The sequence below is a fragment of the Leifsonia sp. Leaf264 genome (genome assembly GCF_001422325.1).
Lineage (GTDB): Bacteria > Actinomycetota > Actinomycetes > Actinomycetales > Microbacteriaceae > Orlajensenia.
In genome coordinates this window covers 245,049-269,448 of the sequence record NZ_LMMR01000001.1, presented here as the reverse complement: position 1 = coordinate 269,448, position 24,400 = coordinate 245,049, and the positions used below count along the sequence as shown (strand labels likewise).

The window sequence follows — 24,400 nt, the reverse complement described above, 5'->3', positions numbered from 1 at the left end:
GCATGAACGGAACCCACACGAGGCGGCGCGTGCTCCTCAAGCTCTCGGGAGAGGCCTTCGGCGGCGGATCCCTCGGCGTCAACCCCGATGTCGTCAGTGCCCTGGCACGGGAGATCGCGGATGCCGCGAAGCAGGTCGAGATCGCCATCGTGGTCGGCGGCGGCAACTTCTTCCGCGGCGCCGAACTGTCGCAGCGTGGCATGGACCGCGGACGCGCCGACTACATGGGCATGCTCGGAACCGTGATGAACGCCCTCGCGCTACAGGACTTCCTCGAGCAGGCCGGTCTGGAGACGCGGGTGCAGTCCGCGATCTCGATGACCCAGGTCGCCGAGCCGTACATCCCGCGCAAGGCCGAGCGCCACCTCGAGAAGGGTCGCGTCGTCATCTTCGGCGCCGGTGCGGGCCTGCCGTACTTCTCCACGGACACCGTGGCTGCGCAGCGCGCCCTCGAGATCGAGGCCGACGTCGTGCTGGTCGCCAAGAACGGCGTCGACGGCGTCTACGACGCAGACCCGCGCACCAACCCGGACGCGCAGAAGATCGACCGCATCACCTACCAGGAGGCGCTCCAGCAGGGTCTGAAGGTCGTGGACTCCACGGCATTCAGCCTGTGCATGGACAACGACATGCCGATGCAGGTGTTCGGCATGGAGCCCGCCGGCAACGTGACGGCCGCCATCCTCGGTGCCGACCTCGGCACCGTCGTCAGCAACTAAGCTTTCCCTCAAGTACCTTCCAGAAGGAGTCACCGTGATCGCGGATGTCCTGTCCGATGCCGCTGCCCGCATGAGCAAGGCGGTCGAAGTCGCCAAAGACGACTTCTCCTCCGTGCGAACGGGTCGTGCGAACCCCCAGCTCTTCCAGAAGATCATGGTGAGCTACTACGGCACGCCGACGCCGCTGGCCCAGCTGGCCTCTCTCGCGAACCCCGAGGCCCGCACGCTCGTCGTGACGCCCTACGACAAGAGCGCCCTGCGCGACATCGAGCAGGCTATCCGCGACACCCCGAACCTCGGCGCCAACCCGTCGAACGACGGCAACATCATCCGGGTCACCCTTCCCGAGCTCACGGCTGACCGCCGCAAGGAGTTCGTCAAGATCGTTCGCGGAAAGGGCGAGGACGCCAAGGTGTCGGTTCGCAACATCCGCCGCAAGGCGAAGGACGAGCTCGACGCGCTCAAGAGCGAGGTCGGCGATGACGAGGTGGCGCGCGGCGAGAAGGAACTCGAGCAGGTGACCAAGACGCACGTCGACGCGATCGACGACGCACTCAAGCGCAAGGAAGCCGAACTCCTCGAGGTCTAGGGCCCATGTCCGCTCCTGAAGATCCTGCGCCGCGGCCCCAGACGCCGCGGCGCAAGCGCGATGTGAAACGTGACGAGGTCCGCGCCCAGGTGAAAGCCACCCGCGCTGACATCGAGCGGCAGCTGGAATCCACCCGGGCCGATATCGAGCGCCAGTTCGAGGCGACGCGCGGCAGGATCGGTGCGACGAGCGAGAAGATCCAGGCTCGCACGGGTCGGAACCTGATCCTCGCCATCCTCATCGGCCTGGTGCTGGGGCTGGCGATGCTGTTCAGCCTCATCGTGGTGAAAGAGCTCTTCCTGCTCTTCGGTGCCATCATCGTGTTCTTCACCTCCTACGAACTGAGCCAGGGTCTGCGCAAGTCCGGGCGCATGGTGCCGATCATCCCCGTGGTGTTCGCCACCGTCGCCATGATACCGATGACCTGGTTGTGGTCGGGGGTCGGTCAGTGGCTGGGTCTCATCGGCGGAATCGCGCTGGTCACTCTCTGGCGGCTCGTCGAGAGCGTGCTGCCCGGCCGGCGGGTGGCCGGATCGTCACTGCTCCGCGATGTCGGCTCCGGCATCTTCGTCATGGTCTATGTGGCGCTGTTCATGAGCTTCACCGTGCTGCTGCTCGCCCGTGACGGCGGTGAGTACTGGATCCTGGCGTTCCTCATCCTCGTGATCGCGGTGGACACCGGCGCCTACGCCAGCGGGCTCTCGTTCGGGCGGCATCCGATGGCCCCTCGAATCAGCCCGAAGAAGACGTGGGAGGGCTTCGCCGGCGCCGTTGCGGCCAGCCTCATCGGCGGAGTCCTGCTCGCGACCCTCATGCTGCAGATGCCGTGGTGGTTCGGCCTGGTGTTCGGCGTCGCCATCGTGCTCTCGGCGACCATCGGCGACCTCGCGGAGTCCCTCCTCAAGCGCGATCTCGGCATCAAGGACATGAGCTCCTGGCTGCCCGGCCACGGCGGGTTCCTCGATCGTCTCGACTCGATCCTGCCGTCGGCCGTGATCACGTACGCGTTGTTCCTCATCTTCGCCTGATCTGTTTGGCAGAATGTTCCCGTGAGCACCACTTTCCCCCGCGCCGCCAGAGGCAAGCCCGGCTACAACGTCGATCAGGTCGAGGCCTTCCTCGCGGATGCCCGGGTCGCGTATGACGCCGACCCCGCTGTGGCGACGATGGTGGCCGACGACATCCGTCGCACTGCGTTCTCCATGCAGAAGGGCGGGTACTCGACCCAGCACGTCGACGCTGCGCTCGAACGCCTCGAAGACGCCTTCGCGGCGCGCGAGCGCGATCGTGCCCTGCAGGACGCCGGGAACGAGGAGTGGTACCGGGAGGCGCGCCAGACGGCGCAGGTCATCCTCAACCGCCTGGATCGGGCCAAGGGCCACAGGTTCCAGCGCACCAGCTTCCTCACCGAGGGCTACAGCACGGCCGACGTCGACAAGTTCGCGGCCAAGCTCACGCGCTACTTCCAGGACGGTTACGCCCTCACCGTCGACGACGTGCGCACCGCGGTCTTCCGTCCTCAGCGTGGCGGCTACCGCGAGGCCCAGGTCGACATCGTCCTCGACAGCGTCGTCGACGTCATGCTCGCCGTCCGCTGACACACCCCGCCCCGAATTTGGTCCCCGACGCCCGATCTGGGCTAGCATCGAGGAATCGTGGGTAGGCATACAGGAGAACTCGTCACCGTCAAGACCGCAGTGGCGGTCGCGACTCCGGTGAATCGACCCGCCCCTGTGCGCCGGCGGTCCAGGTCGCACGCGGCCCTCTTCGCCTTCGCATTCGCGGCCAGCGCCGCCTTCATCCTCGTGAACGTCGTCGACCCGTATTCTGGCGCGACGGCCTCTCCGTACTTCCGGGTACCCCAGGCCTACGACCCCTCCGACGTGCAGGCCCTCGATGTCGCCGGAGACTTCGAGGTCACCATCCAGCGCGACGGCTACGACGTCACGGCCAAGCCGGAGCCTGAACCCGTCATCATCGAGCCTGCTGCCGTCGAGGAGGAGGAGTCGAGCTCCGGCTGGGCGCCTCCAGCCGGCAACCCCGACCCGGGCACGGCGCAGGCCATCGCATTGGAGATGGTGCACGCCCGCGGCTGGGGAGACAACGAGTTCAGCTGTCTCGTCGCCCTCTGGGACCGCGAGTCGGGCTGGAACGTCTACGCGAGCAACGGTTCCAGCGGTGCCTACGGCATCCCGCAGGCCTTGCCCGGATCGAAGATGGGCAGCGCCGGTGGCGACTGGGAGACCAATCCGGCCACGCAGATCGCCTGGGGTCTGGGCTACGTGGCCGACCGCTACGGCAGCCCCTGCGGCGCCTGGGCGCACTCCGAGGACGCTGGCTGGTACTGAGCCACGCCCCTCTAGACTGGACCCATGCCCCGTTCGAACCGTCCGCCGCAGCGCGGACGAGGCCGCGGGGATGACGAGCCCGACGCCGATCTCACTCGTCTGATGGCGGGTTGGCGTCGCACCGAGAGCAAGCGCGACGGCAGCTGGAACGTGCAGCCCGTGTCGAGCGTGCAAGCCGTCAAGAGCTACATCTGCCCGGGATGCTCGCTGGCCATCGACCCCGGAATCGCCCACGTCGTCGCCTGGCGCGCGGATGCGCTGCTCGGCGATGAGGCTGCGCTGGCCGACCGGCGCCATTGGCACAACCACTGCTGGCGCATCCGGTGACGGATGCAGCACGAGACGAGGACCCGATGACCGACACAGCCGTGCAGGAGATCCGCGGGGGCATCGACCTCCCGAGCATCCGCGAGGACATCGAGCTGCACACCAGCGACGGGCTGACACTGGTGGGGGAGTTGGCCATGCCCGTCGGCCGGCCGCCCGTCGCCACCCTCGTGACCCTGCATCCGTTGCCCACGCACGGCGGCTACATGGACTCGCACATCCTGCGGAAGGCTGCCGGTCGGCTGCCTGCCCTCGCCGACCTCGCCGTGCTGCGGTTCAACACCCGGGGCACGACGTCGCCTCGCGGCACGAGCGATGGCGCGTTCGGCGACGGAGTGACCGAGAGCGAGGACGTGGCAGCGGCGATGGACTTCGTCGCGGAGCGGGGACTGCCGCACCCCTGGCTCGTCGGTTGGTCATTCGGCACCGAACTCGCCCTCAAGCACGGCCTCGAGCATCCGATCGACGGCGCCATCCTGCTGTCGCCACCCCTCCGCCGCACCAGCCCGAGCGAGTTGGCCCGCTGGGCGGGCAGCGGACATCCCCTGGTGGCCCTGGTTCCCGAACACGACGATTTCCTGCAGCCGGCCGAGGCGTTCGTGAAGTTCGCAGCGGTTCCCGAGGCGGAGGTCATCGCGGTCGATGATGCGAAGCATCTCTGGGTGGGAGAGACGCAGACCCGCCGCGTGCTCGAGGAGATCGTGCGCGTGGTGAATCCGACTGCTCTGCCGCTCCCGACCCAGTGGCCGGCCGGCTAGACCAGCCGCAGGCGCAGCCGCAGCCTGATCGCGACGGAAGGCGCCGTCGGGTCAGAGCTCGTTTTGGCGGGGGATCACGACCTGCTTGATGATCAGGATGATCGACGCCGCTATCGGGATGGCGACGAGGGCTCCGAGGAGCCCCAGCAGGGCGCCTCCGGCGAGGGCCGCGATGACGACCACCGAGCCCGGGATCGAGACGGCCCGGCTCATGATGCGCGGGCTCAGCACGTATGCCTCGACCTGCATGTACACCAGGTAGTAGATGCCGGCGACGAGAGCCGTCAGGGGCGAGCCCAGGCCCGGGATCAGGCAGACCAGCACGATGATGATCGACGCGGAGATCGTTCCGACGAGGGGGATGATCGACAGGAAGAAAGCGACGAATGCGAGGACGGCCGGGAACGGAGCCTGGATGATCGACAGGAAGATGAAGCTGAGCACACCGTTGATCAGGCCGAGGCCGACCTGACCGACGACGAAACGGCCGACGGACGAGGTGATCTGCTCGGTCAGGTCGGAGAATCGCTCGCGCTTCGATGCTGGCACGAGCTGGTACGCCGCGCGCTTGATGGACCCGAGCGACGCGGTGAAGTAGAGCGTGAGGATGAGCACGATCACGACGGCGAACAGCCCGGCCCCGATCCCGAGGCCGACGGCCAGCACACCGCCGGCCAGGTCGCCGATCTTCGTGGGATCGGCGACGAAGTCGTTGATCGACTTGGTGACGCTGTCGGCGATCAGCTGCACGTTGAACGCCGGGAACTGGTCCTGCAGCTGGTCGATGAAGTCGGGGCTCGCGACCCGCTCGACGATGGTCGGGATCTGGGTGATGAACTTCGACGTCTCGGCGACGATGATCGGCACCACTAGGAGTACCAGCCCGGCGACCAGGCTGAGGACTCCTACGAGGACGACGAGGATGGCGGACCACCGCGGCCAGCGCTTCGACTCGAGCCAGGAGACGACGGGGTCGAGTCCGAGGGCCAGGAACAGGGCGGCGCCGACGTAGGTGAGGATCGTCGACAGCTGAACCACCGAGAAGATGATCAGCAGGCCGACGCCCACACCGAGGGTACCGATCAGGCCGAGCCTGAAGGCGTTCTGGATCTTCACTGACGTCGAGTTCGGGCTCTGCCGCGGCTACTCGCCGTCTGCCCGCACCTGCTCGGCCTGCTTGAGCACGCTGCGCAGGCTCTCGAAGTAGCCGGCGACGGCGTCGCGCTCGATGCGGATCTGCGAGAGGCGGTCCTCTGCGTCGGACACCAGGGCGCGAGTGCGCTCCTCGGCCTCGGCGATGGTCGCCTTGGCGCGGGCCTCGGCCTCGCTCACGGCGTCGGCTGCATCCGACTCCGCCTGCGACACGAGGGCACGCGACTCGGCCTTGGCCTCGGTGTCGAGGCGGTCGGCCTCTGCGCGGTTGTCCTTGGTGCGCGCGATGGCCTCCGCGAGCTGGGCGTTGGCGTCGTCGAGGAACTTCTGCGTCTGCGAGACGGCCTCCTGGTGGCGGGCGAGGTGCTCCTGCTCGGCCTCGTCGCGACGGGCCTTGAGCTCGACGTCGAGGTCGATGCGTGCCTGCTCGGTCTCGCGGCGCAGCTTGCCGACCTCGTGGTCGGCCTTCTTGCGCATGGCCGACAGCTGGTTCTCCAGGTCGATGCGAGCCTGCTCGGCGTCGGCCTCGAAGTCGGCCTTGGCCTGGTCGTGCTCGAGGGCCAGATCGGCCCGGGACTGTTCGACGTCGGCGTCGTGGCGGGCGCGGAGCCTGCCCAGCTCGTGCTCGAGGCGCTGCTTGGCGGCCTCGGACTCGCGGGCGAGGTCGGTCTTGGCCTGCTCGCGCTCGAGTCCGAGTTCAGCGCGCGTGGCGTCGATCTCGCGCTGCAGGTCTGTGCGCTGCTGGCTGAGCTCGTGGTCGAGGGCCGTGCGAGCCTCGGCGATCTCGGCCTCGATGCGCTGGCGGGCCTCGCCGCTCTCGCGCTCGAGGTCGAGGCGGGCCTGCTCGGTCTCGCGGGCGAGGTCGATGCGTGCCTGCTCGGTCTCCCGGGCGAGTGTCGCGCGAGCCTGGTCCAGCTCGAGTGCCACTTCGGCGCGGGTCTGCTCGGTCTCCTGGGCGAGTCCGGCTGCGGCCTCGCGGGCCTCGGATGCCTCGCGGTTGGCGACGACGCGGATCTCGGCCGCCTCGTGCTCGGCCTCGGCGCGGATGGCTGCGGTCTCGCGCTTGGCCGTGGCGCGCAGCTCGGCCGCCTCGGTGGCGATCGCGCCACGGATGGCGGAGGCGTCGCGTGCGGCATCCTGGGTCAGCAGCTCCTGCTGTTCGCGAGCACGGGTGACGACGTCGTCGGCCTCGATGCGGGCGTCGTCGAGGATGCGCGCAGCCTTGCCTCGGGCGTCGTTGAGTACGCGCTCGGCCTGGTCGGTGGCTTGGCTGCGGATCTTCTCGACCTCGCCCGATGCTGAGTTGCGCAGCTTCTCGGCATCGATGTCGGCCTGCGCGATGAGGCGCGTCGACTGCTCCTCGGCGACCCGGAGGGTGTTCTCGAGCTTCGTGCCGAGACCGGAGAAGGTGGGACTGCCGACCTCCTCGAGCTCTGCGCTCAACTCGTCGATGCGGGCGTTCAGCCGCTTGATGTCCTTCGCAGCCTCGGTCGCGTGGTTGTTGGACGTGATCACGTCGCGGCGGAGTCCCTGGATGACCTTGTCGACCTCGTCGCGGTCGTATCCGCGGAAGACCTGGGTGAACTCTGTCTCGTCGGCCACTTCATACTCCTTGTCGATGCGGCAGCCGGGGGAGAGCATGCGCGCCTCCGACGATTTTAGTGGGTGCGGATACCTCTTCGCATACGACCCCGTCCGGGGCGGGTGGGGAGGCCTGAGGCGACTCTCAGGAGTCGATCGGTTAGTCTGAGGGGTCTGTGCATCCGGCACACGAGGAGAGTTCTTACGTGCGATTCGTTCTAGCCATTGCGGCGTTCTTCGTCGCGGCAGTGATGATCGCGTTCGGCATCGCCCAGCGCACAGTGCTGCTCGAACCGTCGAGCGTCACGCTCGAGGTCAGCACCCAGGACGGCGATTCCTACGCCGTCATCGACGCGAGCGCCCTCCTCGCCCACCCCGGCGCACAGACTGTGCGCGCCTCAGGATCCGGCCCCGTGATCATGGCCCTGGGCCGTGAAGCCGATGTCACGGCGTGGATCGGCGACGAGCCGTTCGACACCGTGCGCTACGACGCCAAGGCGAATGAGCTCACCACGAAGGCCCCGGGGTCCACCTCGACTCCGACTCCCACTCCCACGCCGACGTCCGAATCCACGACCAGCCCCGGTTCGGCATCGCCGACGCCGTCAGCCCCGGCAGCCGACGCCGCTGCGAAGGCTCCCGCCGACGCCGATCCCACAGCCAACCCCGCCGGAAGCGACCTGTGGCTCGAGGAGTACACGGGCACCGGCAGCGTGTCGGCGACCATGAGCATCCCCGAGGGGTACTCCCTTCTCGTCGCCGGCGACGGCACCACCCCGGCGCCGTCCAAGATCACCATCACGTGGCCGCTGGACAACTCGACTCCGTGGGCCGGGCCGCTCATCGTCGGCGGCCTCATCCTGCTGCTGCTCGGCCTCGTGAGCTACCTGCTGGCCCTGCTGCACCTGCGTCGGTCGCGCCGCCCCCGTCGCAACATGCCGAAGGGACCACGGATGCCGAGACTGCCGCGGGCGCCGAAGCCGAAGACCATCAAGGCCGTCACCGGGAACGGTGGACGCCGCAGCATCGGGCGTGCCCCGCGCATCGCCGTCGTGCCCGTCGTGCTCGTCGCCGGGCTGGCCCTGAGCGGATGCTCGGCCGACTACTGGCCGACGTTCGCTCCTGCTCCGACCACGTCGGCGTCAGCCTCGGCCACGTCGGAGGCCACGCCGGATCCCGTCGCCGATGAGGACATCAAGCCGCCGGCGGTCACTGTGCCGCAGCTGGAGCGCATCGTGCGGAAGATCGCGGTGCTGGCCGGCGACGCCGACAAGAACCTCGATGTCGACGCGATCAAGACCCGGTTCACCGGTCCGGCGCTCGAGCTGCGCGAATCCAACTACAAGGTGCGCGCCACCCTGCCCGATTATGCAGCGCCCGACGCCATCCCCGCCGCGCCTGTCGTCGTCACGGCCCCGCAGCAGACCGACGCCTGGCCGCGCGTCGTGATGACTGTCATCCAGAACCAGGACGACCCGACGACCAAGCCGACGGCGCTCGTCATGACCCAGGCGTCGCCCCGTGAGAACTATCTCGTGCGCTACGCGGTCTCGCTCACGGCGGATGCCACGGTTCCCGGTCTCGCGCCGGCCGTGATCGGTTCCCCGATCGTCGCCCCGGACTCCGAGTTCCTGCTGCTGCCGCCCGAGCAGGTGTCGACCGCCTACGCCGACATCCTGCTGAAGGGTGACAAGAGCGAGTACTACGACCTGTTCGACACCGAGAACGATCCGCTCATCGCCCAGGTCGGAGTCGCCAAGAAGGACGAGCGTCGCGCAGCGCTTCCGGCGACGGCGTCGATCGACTTCACGAACTCCGTCGGCTCGGGCCTGACCATCGCCCTCGCCACGAACGACTCGGGTGCCGTGGTCACGGCCAACATCAACGAGACCGAGACCGTGAAGCCGACGGATGGCGGTACGGTTTCGCCGCAGAACGCCGCCAAGGCCTATTCGGGCGTCGAGAACTCCGCCAAGGGCGTCACTCAGACCTACGGCGACCAGATCCTGTTCTACGTTCCGCCTGCGGGCTCGACCGAGAAGATCAAGCTTCTCGGGTTCTCACAGGGACTCATCTCTGCCTCGGAGGTACCGTGACCAATCTGCCCCCCGTGCCGTCCCGCCTGAGCGGCGCCGTCGACCTGTCGTCTCTCGCCAACCGGCCGCAGCCCGGCGCGCCGGGGGCAGCACCAGTAGCCGCGGCCGCGGGTGCTCCCGGCGCTGCCGTGCAGGTTCCGAGCCTCGTGCTCAACGGCACCGACGAGAACTTCGGCGAGGTGCTCGAGCTCTCGCAGCACGTTCCGGTCATCGTCGACCTCGCCGCCGATTGGGCCGAGGAGTCCGTGGCGTTCACCGCCGTGCTGCAGAAACTCGTGCGCAGCTTCGGCGGACGCTTCGTGCTGGCCACGGTGCAGGCCGAGGCCAACCCCCAGCTCGCGCAGGCCTTCAGGGTGGAGTCGGTTCCCACCACGGCGGCCATCGTGGCAGGCCAGCCCGTTCCCCTCTTCGCCGGCGTCGTTCCCGAGGAGCAGGCTCGTGGTGTTCTCGAGCAGGTGCTGCAGTTGGCCGCCCAGAACGGTGTCACGGGCACGGCATCCGCTCTCGACGCGGATGCCGCAGCAGAGGCAGCAGAACCCGTCGAGAAGCCGCTGCCGCCGCATCACGCCGAGGCCTACGCCGCCATCGAGGATGGCGACTACCCGGCCGCGATCGGACACTACAAGACGGCCATCGCCCAGAACCCCGCCGACCGTGAGGCCGTCGCCGGCCTCGCCCAGGTGAGCCTGCTCTTCAGGTTGCAGGGGAAGACGATCGACCAGATCCGCAACGGAGCCGCTGCCGCTCCCGACGACCTCGACGCTCAGCTCGACGTGGCCGACCTCGATCTCTCGGGCGGTCACATCGACGACGCCTTCGACCGGTTGCTCACGCTGTTCCCGAAGCTGGATGCCGCGGGCAAGAACCGCGTACGCGAGCGACTGCTGGAGCTGTTCGAGGTCGTCGGCCTCGAGGACCCGCGAGTGGCGCCGGCACGTCGGCGGTTGACCGGGCTGCTGTACTGACGCTCTTCGCTCCGCTGATCGAGTAGCGCCCGAGCGGAGCGAGGACGCGTATCGAGATCACCGACAACGCCTGCGTGGCGCTGAAAGTGGTCTCGATACGGCTGCTCGCTCCGCTCGCGGCCCACTCGACCAACGGGTGAGCTACCGCCGCAGCTTCAGCCAGAGCCCGCCGAGCGGCGGCAGCGTGACCGCGGCCGAGGCCGGTCGCCCGGCCCACGGTGTGGCCGTCGCCTCGACTCCGCCCAGGTTGCCGACTCCCGAACCGCCGTAGGCTTCGGCATCCGTGTTCATGATCTCGTCCCAGCGACCGGTGAACGGCAGTCCGACGCGGTAGTCGCTGTGCGGGTTGCCGGCGAAGTTCATGACGCAGGCGATGACGTCGCCGCTGCGGTCACGACGGAGGAACGAGACGACGTTCTGCTCGGCGGCGCCGCCGTCGATCCACTCGAAGCCGCTGGAATCGTTGTCGAGGGCCCACAGGCTCGGGTTATCGCGGTAGACCCTGTTGAGGGCGCCGACGAGATCGAAGAGGCCGCGGTGGCTGGGCTGGTCGAGCACCCACCAGTCGAGTCCGCGTTCCTCGCTCCACTCCGAGGGCTGGCCGAACTCCTGCCCCATGAACAGGAGCTGCTTGCCGGGGTGGGCCCACATGAAGGCGAGGTACGCGCGCACGTTGGCGAGCTTCTGCCAGTGGTCGCCCGGCATCTTCGCCAGCAGTGAGCCCTTGCCGTGCACGACCTCGTCGTGACTGATCGGCAGCATGAAGTTCTCGCTGAAGGCGTAGAGGAACGAGAAGGTGATCTCGCTGTGGTGGTAGGACCTGTACATCGGGTCCTCCTGGATGTACTGGAGCGAGTCGTGCATCCAGCCCATGTTCCACTTGAAGCCGAAGCCGAGACCGCCGGCCGAGGTCGGCGCCGTGACTCCCTGCCAACTCGTCGACTCCTCGGCGATCATCACGACGCCAGGGTTCCGCTTGTAGGCCGTCGCCGTCGCCTCCTGCAGGAACGAGATCGCCTCGAGGTTCTCACGTCCTCCGTGGATGTTCGGCTCCCACTCGCCCTCCTTGCGGGAGTAGTCGAGGTAGAGCATCGAGGCGACCGCGTCGACGCGCAGGCCGTCGACGTGGAACTCCTCGAGCCAGAACAACGCGTTCGCGACGAGGAAGTTGCGCACCTGGCGGTGACCGAAGTCGAACACCAGCGTGCCCCAGTCCTTCTGCTCGCCGCGGCGGGGGTCGGGGTGCTCGTAGAGCGGGGCGCCGTCGAAGTTGGCGAGGGCCCACTCGTCCTTCGGGAAGTGCCCGGGAACCCAGTCCATGAGCACGCCGATGCCGGCCTGGTGCAGCCGATCGATGAGGTAGCGCAGGTCGTCGGGGTGGCCGTAGCGGCTGGTCACGGCGTAGTAGCCGGTGACCTGGTAGCCCCACGATCCGCCGAACGGATGCTCGGCCAGCGGCATGAACTCCACGTGCGTGAAGCCCAGCTCGTTCACGTACTCGATGAGTTGGTCGGCGGCGTCGCGATAGTTCAGCCCGGGGCGCCAGGAACCGAAGTGCAGCTCGTAGACGCTCATGGGGTCGTCGTGCACGTCGTGGGCGGCGCGGTTCGCCATCCACTCGCCGTCGTTCCAGGTGTAGGAGGACTCTCCGATGACGGATGCCGTTGCCGGCGGAACCTCCGTGTACCTGGCCATCGGGTCGGCGCGCCGCACCCACTCGCCGCCCTGGGTGAGCAGTTCGAACTTGTAGGCGCTGCCGGGGTGCAGTTCGGGAACGAAGATCTCCCAGACCCCCGACCCGCCCATGCTGCGCAGCGAGTGCTGGGTGCCGTCCCAGCCGTTGAAGTCGCCGATGACGCGCACGGCGCGGGCGCGGGGCGCCCACACGGTGAAGGAGGTGCCGCGGGTGCTGGCCGTGACGCCGAGGTGGTCGCGGTAGTGCGCCCCCAGCACGTCCCAGAGCCGCTCGTGCCTGCCCTCGCCGATGAGGTGGAGATCGAGTTCGCCGATGGATGGCAGGTAGCGATACGGGTCGTCGGCGATCCAGTGAGTGCCATCGGCGTAGAGAGTGTCGAGCAGGTAGTCCTGCACTCCGAGCACGCTGACGCCCTGCCAGATACCGTGGCCGATGTGCGCCAGTTCGATGTGGGCGCCGGAGGGCAGCACGGCGTGGACGCTCTCGGCGAGCGGACGCAGCGCCCGGATGACAGTGGCCGGGTCGCCGACGCCGGCTGCGTCGACGAGGTGCTGGCCCAGCACGGAGTGCGGGTCGAAGTGGCTGCCGGCGGCGAGGGTGGCCAGCAGTTCGGGGGAGAGCTCGGGCAGGCCCAGGGCGACCTCGGCGTCGTCTCGTGTCATGCGGGGAGTCCCTTCGATGCTGCATCCGTCGTCGAGACGGGGCGGACGTGCAGGATGTGCACGGGGGTGGTGAACGAGTCGAGGCGCACATAGTTGTGGGCACCCCAGGTCCAGGCCGACCCCGTGACGAGGTCGTGCACCTCGAACGATGCGTCGGCGTCGAGGCCGAACGCTGTCGGGTCCAGGTGCACCGTGGTCTCGCGGACGGAGTGCGGGTCGACGTTGGCGACCACGATGATCGAGTCGGACTCGCCCGTCGGCGTGAAGGCGCCGTCGAGGTGCTTGGAGAACACCAGCACGGAGTCGTCGTCGCTGGCGTGGAAACGGATGTTGCGCAACTGGCCGAGCGCCGGATGCGTCGAGCGGATGTGGTTCAGGATGCCGATGAAGAGTGCGAGGGACCGCTCCGACTTCTCCGCTGCCGCGAAGTCGCGGGGCTTGTACTCGTACTTCTCGTTGTCGATGGCCTCCTCAGCGCCCGGGCGGGCGACGGCCTCGAACAGTTCGAAGCCCGAGTAGACACCCCAGGTCGGGGCCATGGTCGCGGCGAGGGCGGCGCGGATGGTGAAGGCGGCGGGACCACCGAACTGCAGGTACTCGGTGAGAATGTCCGGCGTGTTCACGAACAGGTTCGGTCGAAGGAAGTCGGCCGTCTCGGTCGACAGGGAAGTGAGGAACTCCTCGAGCTCCTCCTTCGTGTTGCGCCAGGTGAAGTAGGTGTACGACTGCTGGAAGCCGACCTTCGCGAGGCCCTGCAGCAGCGCCGGCCTGGTGAAGGCCTCGGCGAGGAACACGATGTCGGGGTTCTCGGCGTTCACCGTGCCGATGAGCCACTCCCAGAAGTCGAGCGGCTTCGTGTGCGGGTTGTCGACTCGGAAGATGCGTACACCCTGGGCGATCCAGTGCCTGATCAGCCGCAGCGACTCCTGGCGGATGCCCTCGGGGTCGTTGTCGAAGTTGATCGGGTAGATGTCCTGGTACTTCTTGGGCGGGTTCTCGGCGAAGGCGATGGTCCCGTCGGGCAGCGTGGTGAACCACTCCGGATGCTCCGTCACCCACGGGTGATCCGGCGACGCCTGCAGGGCGAAGTCGAGGGCGATCTCGAGGCCGGCGTCCCGCGCCTTGCCGACGAAGTAGCGGAAGTCGGCGAGGGTGCCGAGGTCGGGGTGGATCGCGTCGTGCCCGCCCTCGGCCGAACCGATCGCCCACGGCGAGCCCGGATCGTTCGGACCGGCGTCGAGGGTGTTGTTCGGGCCCTTGCGGAACGCGCGGCCGATGGGGTGGATGGGCGGCAGGTAGAGGACGTCGAAGCCCATCGCGGCCACGCCGGGAAGCCGCTTGGCCGCCGTGCGGAACGTACCGCTCTTCCATGACCCGTCGGGCAGCTTCTTCGCGCCCTCGGAGCGCGGGAAGAACTCGTACCAGGAGCCACGGCCGGCCCTGGTGCGTTCGACGCGGATCACGCGCTGCGCCGAGTGCGTCTCGAGGCTCGCCACCGGATACCTCCCGATGATCTCGTGCAGTCGGGGATCGGCCGACACGGCCAGGCGTGCGGCATCGGTCCTCGCCACGTCGTTCAACTTCTTCGCAGCGGCGCTCAGCAGGCGGCGATCGGCGAGCGGGCGAGCCTTGTCGGCACCAGCGCCGGCGAGGAGCTGGGCGCCGATGGTGAACATGAGCTCGACGTCGACACCGGCGGGTACCTTGAGCTCGGCGTTGTGCACCCAGGTCTCGAAGTCGTCGGCGAAGGCGCGCACCCGCCACGTCCACTCGCCCTGCACGTCGAGCTGCACCTGCGCCTCCCAGCGGTCGGTGCCGGCCGCGAGGGGCTTCATCCGGTGGACCGAAGCCGCCCCGGTCGGGTCGGTGATGACGAGCTCGACGCCGATGAGATCGTGGCCCTCGCGGAAGGCCGTCGCACGGAACGGCACCACCTCGCCGACGAAGGCCTTCGCCGGCCAGAGATCGTCGTTGATCTGCGGCGAGAGGTCGAGAACGGGGATACGGCCTGCTGACACTGTTGTGAAGCTCACTGTCCGACCGTAGCGCGATCGGGGCACGGCGCGCTGAGGCTTGACGTTTACACGCCGGTCACATCACGGCCATAGGGTGAGTCGGGTGAAGGCCATCCGCAAGTTCACCGTCCGTGCCGTCCTCCCCGAGCGCCTCGGCGCGCTGGAAGCCCTCGCCGGCAACCTCCGCTGGTCATGGCATGAGCCGACCAGACGCCTGTTCGAACGGATCGACCCCACCGTCTGGCGTGCCGTCGGCAACGATCCGATCGCCCTGCTCGGCGAGGTCAGTCGCGAGCGGCTCGACGAGCTCGCCGCCGACGACGGCTACGTCGGCTGGGCCGAGCAACTGCGGGACGAGCTGACCTCGTATCTGGAGGAGCCGCGCTGGTACCAGCACCTCGAGGGGGAGAAGCCGGCCCGCATCGCCTACTTCTCGCCGGAGTTCGGCATCGCAGCGACGCTGCCGCAGTACTCGGGCGGCCTCGGCATCCTCGCCGGTGATCACCTGAAGAGCGCATCGGACCTGGGGATCCCGCTCGTGGCCGTCGGCCTGTTCTACAAGGCGGGCTACTTCACCCAGGCCATCTCGGCCGACGGATGGCAGCTCGAGAGCTACCCGGCCCTCGACCCCGACGGCCTTCCGCTCGCAGTGCTGCGCCGCCCCGACCGCTCGCCGCTGCAGATCTCCATCGCGCTGCCCGACGGCCGTGCCCTACACGCCCGCATCTGGCAGGCCGCCGTCGGTCGGGTGCGCCTGCTGCTGCTCGACACCGACATCCCCGAGAACGCCGACGACCTGCGCCAGATCACGGACAGGCTGTACGGCGGTGGCGGAGAGCACAGGCTCCTGCAGGAGATCCTGCTGGGCATCGGCGGGGTGCGCGCCGTGCTCGCCTGGTCGGAGCTGACCCGCACCGAGGCACCGGAGGTGTTCCACACCAACGAGGGCCACGCCGGCTTCCTCGGCCTCGAGCGCATCGCCGGTCTCATCGGCGAGGGCCTGTCGTTCCCCGAGGCGCTCGAGGTCGTGCGCGCGGGAACCGTGTTCACCACTCACACCCCGGTTCCAGCGGGCATCGACCGCTTCGATGCCGCTCTCATCACCCGCTACTTCTCCACCGACCTCCTGCCGGGAGTACAGGTCGACGACGTGCTCGCGCTCGGAGCCGAGTCGTACGACGGCGGGACGAAGGACGTCTTCAACATGGCCGTGATGGGGCTCCGGCTGGCGCAGCGTGCCAACGGCGTGTCGAAGCTGCACGGACAGGTGAGCCGCGGCATGTTCTCGGGCCTCTGGCCGGGGTTCGACCCCGCCGACGTGCCGATCGGTTCGGTCACCAACGGCGTGCACGCGCCGACCTGGACGAATCCCCGGTTGCTCGACCTCGCCGAGCGCACCTTCGGAACCTCCGACACGACCGCCGTCGACTGGACGTCGAACGAACTCACCGACCTCGACCTCTGGGCGGTGCGCAATGCCATGCGCGCGGACCTCGTCGAGGACGCCCGGCGCCGCACGGCGAAGTCCTGGCGCAGCCAGAACCCGACTGGCCCGGTACCGGCGTGGACGGGCGAGGTGCTCGACCCCGACGTCCTCACCATCGGCTTCGCGCGCCGCGTGCCAACGTACAAGCGCCTCACGCTGATGCTGCATGATCGCGACAGGCTGCGCGCCCTGCTCACCCACCCTGATCGGCCGATCCAGATCGTGGTCGCGGGCAAGTCTCATCCGGCGGACGACGAGGGCAAGAGGCTCATCCAGGAGCTGGTGCGGTTCGCCGCCGAGCCCGAGATCCGCGGGCGCCTCGTGTTCCTGCCCGACTACGACATCGCCATGGCCCAGACGCTGTATCCGGGAACCGATGTCTGGCTCAACAACCCGCTCCGGCCGCTGGAGGCCTGCGGCACCTCGGGCATGAAGGCAGCGCTCAACGGTGTGCTCAACCTGTCGATCCTCGACGGCTGGTGGGACGAGTTCTTCGACGGCGAGAACGGCTGGGCGATCCCGTCGGCCGAGGTCACCGATCCGGCCGAGCGCGACAGGCGCGAGGCCGAGGCGATGTACGACCTCATCGAGCACGAGATCGCGCCACGGTTCTACGACCGCGACCACGACAGCATCCCGCGCAGCTGGATGCGCTCGATCCGTCACACCCTTCGCACCCTGTCGCCGGCGCTGTCGGCCGACCGCATGGTCGGCGAGTACGTGCAGGCGCTCTACGTTCCCGCCGCTGCCGCCGAGAAGGCCCTCTCCGCAGATCACTTCGAGGGCGGGCGCATGCTGGCGGCCTGGCGAGCGAAGGTCGATGCCGCGTGGCCGGGGGTTTCCGTCGCCCACGTCGAGTCCGGCGGGATGACATCGGTGCCCCAGGTGGGCGACGAGCTGCACCTGCGTGCGCACATCCACCTGGGCGGCCTGACGCCCGGTGACGTGATCGTCGAGGCCGTCTACGGTCGCAGTGGCGAAGGCGACGAGCTCACCGATGTGCAGAGGCTCGCCCTCGAGCCGGTCTCCGGGAACGGTGCGACTCCGGATGCCGGAAAGCCGACGTTGTTCACCGGAACGGTGAAGCTCGGCCGCGCTGGCTCGTTCGGCTACACGGTGCGCGTCGTACCGCACAACGCCCTGATGGCGGCATCCGCCGACCTGGGCCTGATCGCGACGGCGTAGGGCCGCTGGCCGAGTGGTGCCCGCGCGGCCAGCGTTACCGCTGGTCGAGTGGTGCCCGAGCGCAGCGAGGACACGTATCGAGACCACGCCGCACCGTCCCGCACGTCGGGGGGATCTCGATACGTGTGCTCCTTCGTCGCTCGCCACTCGATCAGCAGCTGGTGGCGTCGGCTACTTCGCTATGGCCGCGAACGTCGCGCCGGTGATGGACGCGAGGTCGTCGGGCGCGAGCTCGATGTCGAAGCCGCGGCGCCCGCCCGACACGAACACGGTGTCGAAGAGGATCGCCGTCTCGTCGATCACCGTCGTCAGCGGGGTCTTCTGGCCGATCGGGCTGATGCCGCCGACGATGTAGCCCGACCTGCGTTCGGCGAGCTTCGGATCGGCCATCGCCGCCTTGCCGCCGCCGGCCGCGGCGGCGAGCGCCTTGAGGTCGAGCATCCCCGTCACCGGCACGACAGCCACGACGAGCGTGCCACCGACGTCGGCGACGAGGGTCTTGAACACCTGCTCGGGGTCGAGCCCGAGCTTCTCGGCGGCCTCGGTGCCGAAGTTCGTCGCCCGCGGATCATGCTCGTAGACGTGTGCCGAGAACGCTATGCCCGCCGCGGTCAGGGCCACTGTCGCCGGCGTGCCAGGGGCATCCGTCCGTTTCATCAGTCGTGAGCGCGGTAGAGCTGCATCGACGTGGGGGAGACGGCCAGCTCCTGGCCGGGCACGAACTCGGTCTCGCGGTCGTCGAGGGTGTCGTCGGAGGAGTCCCAGAGCAGCGAGTAGCCGGCAACCCCTTCGTGTTCCGGCAGCGTCACCGAGGTGGGTTCCTCGAGGGCGTGGATGACCAGCAGGATGCGGTTGAACTCTTCGAACTCGGGAGTGGATGCCGCCAAGTACTGAAGCGTGCGCTCGTCGGCGGAGTTCCAGTCGTCCTCCGACATCGACAGCCCCTCGTCGTTGAACCAGTCCATCTGCGAGGCGCTCGGCACGGTCTCGCCGAACATCCCGAAGTTCACGGGGCGCAGCGCCGGATTCTCCCGCCGCAGCTGCAGCAGGCGCTTCGTGACGTCGAAGAGGTCGTTCTGCCAGGCCTCGCGCTTCCAACTCAGCCAGGTGAGCTCGCTGTCCTGGCAGTAGGCGTTGTTGTTGCCGCGCTGGGTGCGCCCGTACTCGTCGCCGGCGGTGAGCATTGGAACCCCGGCTGAGAGCAGCAGGGTGCCGAGCAGGTTGCGCATGGCGCGTCGGCGGGTGTCGAGGATGACGGCATCCGTCGTCGTTCCCTCGACTCCGTGGTTGAAGGAGTTGTTGTTGCTCGATCCGTCGCGGTTGTTCTCGCCGTTGCCCTCGTTGTGCTTCTGGTTGTACGCCGTGAGGTCGGCGAGGGTGAAGCCGTCGTGGGCCGTGATGAAGTTCAGTGAGGCGAGCGGTCCGCGTTCCTGCGAGAAGGTGTTCGCCGACCCGGCGAGCCTGGTCGCGAAGCGGCCGATGCCGCTGCCGGCCGATCCCGTCGCTCGGGCGCGGGCGATGTCACCGAGCCAGAAGTCGCGCATCCTGTCGCGGTAGCGGTCGTTCCATTCCGTCCAGCCGTCGCCGAACGCGCCGGTCTTCCAGCCGTCGGGTCCGATGTCCCACGGCTCCGCTATGAGCTTGCGCTGCGACAGCACGGGGTCGTTCAGGATGCCCTGGAGCAGCGGATGCTGCGCATCGAACGACAGGTCGGCGCCGCGTCCGAGCGTGGCGGCGAGGTCGAACCTGAACCCGTCGATCTGCACCTCCTCGGCCCAGTAGCGCAGGGAGTCGAGCACGAGGTTCTGCGGAGCCTCCTGGCCGAAGTCGAGGGTGTTGCCGCATCCGGTGGTGTCGATGTACCCGCCGTGGGCGTCCTGCCGGTAGTACCCGCGGTTGTCGATGCCGCGCAGGCTCGTGGTCGGGCCGCCGGGTCCCTCCTCGGCGGTGTGGTTGTAGACCACGTCGAGGATCACCTCGATGCCGCCCTTGTGCAGTGCCTTGACCATGCCCTTGAACTCGCGCAGCACGGCGTCGGCCCCGGCGGCCTGGGCCGCATCCGATGCATACGGAGCGTGCGGGGAGAAGAAGCCGAGGGTGTTGTAGCCCCAGTAGTTCTCGAGGCCCTGCTTGATGAGGCGCTGCTCCGAGGTGAAGGCGTGGACCGGGAGAAGCTCGACTGCCGTGACTCCGAGATCCTGGAGGGCGGCGACGGATGCGTCGTGGGCGAGCCCGGCGTAGGTTCCGCGCAGCTCCACCGGAATGTCGGGGTTGAGCTTGCTGAATCCCTTGACGTGCATCTCGTACACGACGGTGTGGTCGAGCGAGGTGCGCGGCGACTCGATGCCCTGCCAGTCGAACTGGTCGTCGACGACGACGGAGCGCCATCCGCTGGCCGATCGGGTGATGCCGCGTCCGTAGGGATCGAGCAGGAGGCGGTCGGGATCGAAGGCGTCGAGAGGGGTACTCGGGCCCGTGGCGCGAACGGCGTACTGACGGCCGGGGGAGAGCGAGCGCGTGCGCGCGAACCACACGTCGCCGTCTCGCGTCATCGGAACCGTCTTGAAGACCCAGTCGGAATCGTTGGTGTCGAACAGGCAGAGTTCCAGCGAGTCGGCGGTCGCGCTCCACACGCGCAATTCGCCTCCGTGCGAGGTCATCCGTACGCCGAGCGGGGCGGAGGGCCGGCCGTGAGTCATGCGATCAACAGTACTGATCATGGCCGGCCACTCCGGACACCGCGCTCCGGTGGCACTCGGAGACGTGGCCGGCTACATCCACTTCCGGCGCTTGAAGATCCAGTACAGCAGCGCGGCGAAGCCGACCATCAGGATGACGGCCATCGGATAGCCGAACGCCCAGTGGAGTTCGGGCATGACGTCGAAGTTCATGCCGTAGACGGCGGCGATCAGGGTGGGGGCGAACAGGATGGCCGCCCATCCCGAGATCTTCTTCATGTCCTCGTTCTGGCGCTGTGCCACGAGGGTCGAGTTCACCGTCAGGATCTGCGACAGGGCGTCCCGGTACTCGCCGACCTTCGAGGTCGCTCGGGTGAGGTGATCCGACACGTCCTCGAGGTAGACCTGCAGTTCGTCGGGGATGTCGTACTTGCCGAATCCCTTCCTCAGACCGTGGAGCACCTCCGTCATCGAGGATGCAGCGTGCTGCATGTCGATGACCTCCTGGCTGAGCCTGTAGATGCGCTCGGCCACAGCGGCGTCACCGCTGAACACCTGGCGTTCGATCTGCTCCATGTCGATCGCCAGCCCCTGCAGTACGGGCGAGTAGCCGTCGACGATGGCATCGAGCAGCCTGTAGACGACGGCCTCGGGGCCGAGTCTGAGCAGGTTCTCATCGGCGAGCAGGGTGCGCTCTCGGCGGTCCGAGCTCATCACCTCGTTCTCGTCGAAGTTCGTTCCGTCGGTCCCGTCGATCCATCGGGCGTCCTGGCACAGCACGGCGACGGCGCCGGGCCGCACGAGCAGGTGGAACTCGGCGAAATCGACCTCCTCCACGTCGTCGATGTAGCGCGCTGATCGCACCACGAGGAAGAGCACGTCTCCGTAGCGGTCGAGCTTGGGTCGTTGGTGGGCGTGGAGGAGGTCTTCCACGAGCAGCGGATGCAGTCCCCACGCGTCGGCGAGTTCCGTCGTCGCGGCCGGCGTCGGGGCGGGGTAGAAGAACATCGTCATGCGGTCGGGAGCGGCATCGGCGAACCGCAGTCCGTCGGCCACGGTCGCGCCACTCGGCGCGGGCACCGGGCACCCATCGGTGACGTAGCGGGTGAGGTGAGGGGTCGGGGCCGTCTCGACCTGGCCGCCGCCGCGCCGTCGACGCGGATCGATGCGCCGATTCGGCGTCGCCTCGGTTCGTCGCGCGAACATCCGTCGCCCCTTTCGCCTTCTCCGGTCAGACTACGGCGTGAGCGTCGTCGAGGGGCGCCGGGCACTCGCGGACCACGGCTGGATCATCGATGAATGGCACTCGGATCGAGCTCGCACCGAGGAGGCGCGAGAATGGAGGTCGAACGACCGTCGGTGAGAGGAGATGTCATGGCCGTCTACCTCGATCACGCCGCGACCACGCCGATGTCCGGGGCCGCGATCTCGGCGTACGTCGAAGCCATGGCCCTCGTCGGAAACCCGTCATCAATCCACAGCCAGGGGCAGAACGCGCGCCGTCTACTCGAGGAGTCCCGCGAGCAGGTCGCATCGACCCTCGGCTGCGATCCCATCGAGGTCGTCTTCACGGGCAACGGCACCGAGGCGATCAACCTCGCCATCAAGGGGCTGTACTGGGCTCGCCCCGGAAACCGCATCCTCGTTCCCGGGGGCGAACATCACGCCACCATCGACACCGTGGAGTGGCTCGAGCGGCACGAGGGAGCGGTCATCGAATGGCTCCCGCTCGATGCCATCGGGCGGGTCCGCCTCGATGCCCTCGAGGAGGCCTTGGCGACGGATGCCGCATCGATCGCCCTCGTCAGCATGCTCTGGGCGAACAACGAGGTGGGCACGGTCCAGCCGGTCGCCGAGATCGCGACGCTCGCCGCGCGCTACGGGGTGCCGTTGCACCTGGATGCCGTCGCCGCATATGGACATGTCGGCATCTCCTTCGCCGAGCTGCGCGCAGCCTCCCGGGCCGCCCCCGGCGTCGGCCTGGTCGCGCTCAGCGTCTCCGCCCACAAGATCGGCGGCCCCGTCGGCATCGGCGCGCTCGTGCTGAGCCGAACGGCGACGCTCGAGCCCCTGATCCACGGCGGAGGCCAGCAGCGCCAGGTGCGCTCCGGCACGCAGGACGTCGCCGCCGCGGTCTCCTTCGCCGCGGCATCCGGGGCCGTGATCCCGCAGATGGAGGCAGAATCGGCCCGAGTCGAGGCATTGCGCTGGCGGCTGGTGTCCGGCGTCGTCGCCGCCGTTCCAGCTGTGGTCGTCAACGGAGACGGCGACGCTGCCGGGCGGCTGCCCGGGACGGCGCACTTCGCGTTCCCGGGCTGCCAGGGCGACTCCCTGCTGTTCCTGCTCGATGCCGCAGGCGTGTCGGTCTCGACGGGGTCGGCGTGCCAGGCCGGTATCCCCGAGCCGTCGCACGTGCTGTTGGCGATGGGACGCGACGACGAGACCGCCCGAAGCGCTCTGCGCGTGACTCTCGGCCGCACCACGACCGAGGCCGACGTCGACGCCTTCGTGGCGGCGCTGCCTGCGGCGTACGCACAGGCCGCGCGCGCGGGTCTCGCGGGTCGCGCCACGTCGTTCGATCGCTGAGGTCGCCCGGTCGCCCGCGCCCCCGCACGCCCGGACGCTGGGTCGCCCCACGCCCGGACGCTGGACGCGCGCGGCGCCCTGTGCGCGCCCTGGTCGCCGGTTGTGGCCGCTCAGGCCTCCGCCGCTCGCCGGTTGTGGCCGCTCACGCCTCCGCCGCTCGCCGGTTGTGGCCGCTCTGCCGGGCGTCATACGACCACAAGTGGCGAACCGACCGTGATGGAGCGGCCGCACGTGGTGGGCGGACCTGGTCGCGTCAGACGGGGTCGGCATCCGTCCAGCATCCGTTTCGTACACTGGAACCATGCGAGTTCTGGCAGCCATGAGTGGCGGCGTCGATTCAGCGGTGGCCGCCGCGCGTGCCGTCGACGCCGGACACGACGTCGTCGGGGTTCACCTCGCGCTCAGCCGCATGCCCGGCACGCTGCGTACGGGGTCTCGCGGATGCTGCACCATCGAGGACTCGATGGACGCCCAGCGTGCGGCGAACCTGATCGGCATCCCGTACTACGTGTGGGACTTCTCGGAGCGCTTCAAGGCCGACGTCGTCGACGACTTCATCGCCGAGTACTCCGCCGGACGTACCCCCAACCCGTGCATGCGCTGCAACGAGCGCATAAAGTTCTCGGCGCTGCTCGAGAAGGCCGTCTCCCTCGGCTTCGACGCCGTCGTCACCGGGCACTACGCCTCGATCACGACGGATGCCGCCGGGAACCGCGAGCTCCACCGGGCCGCGGCATGGGCCAAGGACCAGTCCTACGTGCTCGGCGTGCTCACCACCGAGCAGCTCGCCTACGCGATGTTCCCGCTCGGCGCCACGCCGTCCAAGGCTGAGGTGCGGGCCGAGGCCGCCGAGCGCGGCTTCAGCGTGGCCTCGAAGCCCGACAGCCACGACATCTGCTTCATCCCCGACGGCGACACCCGCGGCTGGCTGGCCGAGCGCGTCGGAGCCGCCACCGGCGACATCCTCGACCGCACCGGCGCCAAGCTCGGTGAGCACGAAGGCGCGCACGCCTACACCGTCGGCCAGCGTCGCGGGCTTCAGATCGGCACGCCGGCCGCCGACGGCAAGCCGCGCTTCGTGCTCGAGGTGCGCCCGAAGGACAACACCGTCGTCGTCGGCCCGAAGGAGGCTCTCGACATCGCCGAGATCGCCGGGTCGAGGTTCACCTGGGCCGGCCTCCCGCCGATCAACTCGCACATGCCATTCGAGTGCGAGGTGCAGATCCGCGCCCACGCCGATCCTGTTCCCGCGACCGCCGTGGTGTCGACGGATGCCGCCGGAGCCGAAGAGCTCGTCGTCACCCCGCACCTGCCGCTCAACGGCGTCGCTCCGGGCCAGACCGCCGTCGTCTACGTCGGCACCCGCGTGCTCGGGCAGTGCACCATCGACCGCACCGTGAGCGCCGTGCCCGTGCCGGTGCCGGTGCCGGTGCCCGCGCCGGAGGCCGCGCCCGCGCCGGAGGCCGTCTCCGTCTGAGGCGCATCCGGCGGCGCCTTCTCGCCCGCACGCCATTTCGTGGGCGTCTGCGCCACCACTGCTGGCGCGGCACCCCGTGC

19 protein-coding genes are annotated in these 24,400 nt (G+C 68.7%); 12 read left to right on the top strand and 7 right to left on the bottom strand.

The window, feature by feature from the left end; genetic code table 11:
• Positions 1–2 precede the first annotated feature (2 nt).
• Genes pyrH through ASF30_RS01250 form a run of 7 tightly spaced genes read left to right on the top strand, consistent with a single transcriptional unit; the run spans position 3 to position 4,741 of the window.
• Positions 3–719 (top strand): UMP kinase, encoded by a 717-nt coding sequence (gene pyrH / locus ASF30_RS01280; RefSeq protein ID WP_055900404.1) that lies wholly within the window; start codon positions 3–5, stop codon positions 717–719.
• A 34-nt stretch (positions 720–753) separates the two neighbouring features.
• On the top strand, positions 754–1,308 hold the full coding sequence (frr, locus tag ASF30_RS01275) for a ribosome recycling factor (protein ID WP_055900401.1): 555 nt from the start codon (positions 754–756) through the stop codon (positions 1,306–1,308).
• Between the two features lie 5 nt (positions 1,309–1,313).
• Complete coding sequence (locus ASF30_RS01270) at positions 1,314–2,336, top strand: phosphatidate cytidylyltransferase (protein ID WP_082467367.1); 1,023 nt, start codon at positions 1,314–1,316, stop codon at positions 2,334–2,336.
• A 21-nt stretch (positions 2,337–2,357) separates the two neighbouring features.
• Positions 2,358–2,906 carry a DivIVA domain-containing protein gene (locus ASF30_RS01265; protein WP_055900398.1) on the top strand — a complete coding sequence of 183 codons (549 nt, stop codon included), beginning with the start codon at positions 2,358–2,360 and terminating at the stop codon, positions 2,904–2,906.
• Between the two features lie 57 nt (positions 2,907–2,963).
• Positions 2,964–3,656: a lytic transglycosylase domain-containing protein gene (locus ASF30_RS23255; protein ID WP_082467366.1), complete on the top strand. Its 693-nt coding sequence runs from the start codon at positions 2,964–2,966 to the stop codon at positions 3,654–3,656.
• A 24-nt stretch (positions 3,657–3,680) separates the two neighbouring features.
• Entirely contained in the window at positions 3,681–3,983 is a 303-nt protein-coding gene (locus ASF30_RS01255) for a hypothetical protein (protein ID WP_055900395.1), read from the top strand.
• Positions 3,984–4,009: 26 nt separating this feature from the next.
• Complete coding sequence (locus ASF30_RS01250; protein ID WP_055900392.1) at positions 4,010–4,741, top strand: alpha/beta hydrolase; 732 nt, start codon at positions 4,010–4,012, stop codon at positions 4,739–4,741.
• 51 nt (positions 4,742–4,792) lie between these two features.
• On the opposite strand, the gene ASF30_RS01245 is transcribed toward ASF30_RS01250, so the two are convergent.
• Together ASF30_RS01245 and ASF30_RS01240 are read right to left on the bottom strand one after the other, a co-directional pair.
• On the bottom strand, positions 4,793–5,857 hold the full coding sequence (locus ASF30_RS01245; protein WP_055900389.1) for an AI-2E family transporter: 1,065 nt from the start codon (positions 5,855–5,857) through the stop codon (positions 4,793–4,795).
• Positions 5,858–5,884: 27 nt separating this feature from the next.
• A complete protein-coding gene (locus ASF30_RS01240) occupies positions 5,885–7,495 on the bottom strand; it encodes a DivIVA domain-containing protein (protein ID WP_235480228.1) in 1,611 nt (536 codons plus the stop codon).
• Positions 7,496–7,680: 185 nt separating this feature from the next.
• On the opposite strand from ASF30_RS01240, the gene ASF30_RS01235 reads away from it, so the two are divergent.
• Positions 7,681–9,570 carry a hypothetical protein gene (locus ASF30_RS01235; protein WP_055900384.1) on the top strand — a complete coding sequence of 630 codons (1,890 nt, stop codon included), beginning with the start codon at positions 7,681–7,683 and terminating at the stop codon, positions 9,568–9,570.
• Positions 9,567–10,535, top strand: a complete 969-nt coding sequence (locus ASF30_RS01230) for a tetratricopeptide repeat protein (protein WP_055900381.1) — start codon at positions 9,567–9,569, stop codon at positions 10,533–10,535. Before ASF30_RS01235 ends, ASF30_RS01230 begins: the two co-directional genes overlap by 4 nt.
• A gap of 141 nt (positions 10,536–10,676) precedes the next feature.
• On the opposite strand, the gene glgB is transcribed toward ASF30_RS01230, so the two are convergent.
• Together glgB and ASF30_RS01220 are read right to left on the bottom strand one after the other, a co-directional pair.
• The gene (glgB, locus tag ASF30_RS01225) at positions 10,677–12,893 is read right to left on the bottom strand and encodes a 1,4-alpha-glucan branching protein GlgB (protein ID WP_055900378.1); all 2,217 of its coding nucleotides are present in this window, start codon (positions 12,891–12,893) and stop codon (positions 10,677–10,679) included.
• On the bottom strand, positions 12,890–14,926 hold the full coding sequence (locus ASF30_RS01220; RefSeq protein ID WP_082467365.1) for an alpha-1,4-glucan--maltose-1-phosphate maltosyltransferase: 2,037 nt from the start codon (positions 14,924–14,926) through the stop codon (positions 12,890–12,892). The genes glgB and ASF30_RS01220 overlap by 4 nt, the downstream gene beginning before the upstream one ends.
• 85 nt (positions 14,927–15,011) lie before the next feature.
• On the opposite strand from ASF30_RS01220, the gene glgP reads away from it, so the two are divergent.
• A complete protein-coding gene (gene glgP / locus ASF30_RS01215; protein ID WP_055900375.1) occupies positions 15,012–17,579 on the top strand; it encodes an alpha-glucan family phosphorylase in 2,568 nt (855 codons plus the stop codon).
• Positions 17,580–17,750: 171 nt separating this feature from the next.
• On the opposite strand, the gene ybaK is transcribed toward glgP, so the two are convergent.
• From ybaK to ASF30_RS01200, 3 genes are all read right to left on the bottom strand, one after another.
• Positions 17,751–18,236, bottom strand: coding sequence for a Cys-tRNA(Pro) deacylase (gene ybaK, locus ASF30_RS01210; protein ID WP_055900372.1), 486 nt, complete (start codon positions 18,234–18,236; stop codon positions 17,751–17,753).
• Positions 18,236–20,278 carry a glycogen debranching protein GlgX gene (gene glgX, locus ASF30_RS01205; RefSeq protein WP_082467364.1) on the bottom strand — a complete coding sequence of 681 codons (2,043 nt, stop codon included), beginning with the start codon at positions 20,276–20,278 and terminating at the stop codon, positions 18,236–18,238. The genes ybaK and glgX overlap by 1 nt, the downstream gene beginning before the upstream one ends.
• Before the next feature lie 72 nt (positions 20,279–20,350).
• The gene (locus tag ASF30_RS01200; RefSeq protein WP_055900366.1) at positions 20,351–21,463 is read right to left on the bottom strand and encodes a magnesium and cobalt transport protein CorA; all 1,113 of its coding nucleotides are present in this window, start codon (positions 21,461–21,463) and stop codon (positions 20,351–20,353) included.
• Between the two features lie 168 nt (positions 21,464–21,631).
• Here ASF30_RS01200 and ASF30_RS01195 point away from each other — a divergent pair, with 168 nt between their 5' ends.
• Both ASF30_RS01195 and mnmA read left to right on the top strand, forming a co-directional pair.
• Positions 21,632–22,843 (top strand): cysteine desulfurase family protein, encoded by a 1,212-nt coding sequence (locus ASF30_RS01195; RefSeq protein ID WP_055902364.1) that lies wholly within the window; start codon positions 21,632–21,634, stop codon positions 22,841–22,843.
• A gap of 301 nt (positions 22,844–23,144) precedes the next feature.
• Positions 23,145–24,320: a tRNA 2-thiouridine(34) synthase MnmA gene (gene mnmA / locus ASF30_RS01190; protein ID WP_082467363.1), complete on the top strand. Its 1,176-nt coding sequence runs from the start codon at positions 23,145–23,147 to the stop codon at positions 24,318–24,320.
• Positions 24,321–24,400 lie beyond the last annotated feature (80 nt).

Bases quoted from the DNA above. Each gene is read 5' to 3' on its own strand.
- pyrH (WP_055900404.1), top strand. From the start codon at position 3: ATGAACGGAACCCACACGAGGCGGCGCGTGCTCCTCAAGCTCTCGGGA.
- ASF30_RS01270 (WP_082467367.1), top strand. From the start codon at position 1,314: ATGTCCGCTCCTGAAGATCCTGCGCCGCGGCCCCAGACGCCGCGGCGC.
- ASF30_RS01255 (WP_055900395.1), top strand. From the start codon at position 3,681: ATGCCCCGTTCGAACCGTCCGCCGCAGCGCGGACGAGGCCGCGGGGAT.
- ASF30_RS01250 (WP_055900392.1), top strand. From the start codon at position 4,010: ATGACCGACACAGCCGTGCAGGAGATCCGCGGGGGCATCGACCTCCCG.
- glgB (WP_055900378.1), bottom strand. From the start codon at position 12,893: ATGACACGAGACGACGCCGAGGTCGCCCTGGGCCTGCCCGAGCTCTCC.
- ybaK (WP_055900372.1), bottom strand. From the start codon at position 18,236: ATGAAACGGACGGATGCCCCTGGCACGCCGGCGACAGTGGCCCTGACC.
- glgX (WP_082467364.1), bottom strand. From the start codon at position 20,278: ATGACTCACGGCCGGCCCTCCGCCCCGCTCGGCGTACGGATGACCTCG.
- ASF30_RS01200 (WP_055900366.1), bottom strand. From the start codon at position 21,463: ATGTTCGCGCGACGAACCGAGGCGACGCCGAATCGGCGCATCGATCCG.
- ASF30_RS01195 (WP_055902364.1), top strand. From the start codon at position 21,632: ATGGCCGTCTACCTCGATCACGCCGCGACCACGCCGATGTCCGGGGCC.
- mnmA (WP_082467363.1), top strand. From the start codon at position 23,145: ATGCGAGTTCTGGCAGCCATGAGTGGCGGCGTCGATTCAGCGGTGGCC.